The sequence below is a fragment of the Peribacillus sp. SIMBA_075 genome, from assembly GCF_046534585.1.
The window spans coordinates 1-257 of the sequence record NZ_JAWRYN010001002.1; the positions used below are offsets into that span (position 1 = coordinate 1).

1 protein-coding gene is annotated in these 257 nt (G+C 42.4%); it reads right to left on the minus strand.

Annotated elements, in window-relative coordinates; translation table 11 throughout:
- Positions 1–257 (minus strand): hypothetical protein (locus SB775_RS31295; RefSeq protein ID WP_410865167.1); only part of this gene is annotated, 257 nt, incomplete at both ends.

A 257-nucleotide genomic window follows, 5' to 3' on the forward strand; every position in this document is an offset into this window, starting at 1 on the left:
CGGTATACTTTTTGTACTTCATGAAGCAGATATTCTTGAACAGCTGTCATGTCAGTCACTTTTAGAAGCTCTTTCGGATCGATAGAGCCTTCTGTCAGTACTTGACCACGAGTGACTTTGTCACCTTCAACAACTTTCAGACGTGCATTGTAAGGAGCTGTGTAAGAACGAGTTTCAACTTCGCCTTGAACCACAATTTCCTGCTGCTTGTCACGAACATCGTTGATTTCAGCAACGACACCATCAATTTCAGAGAT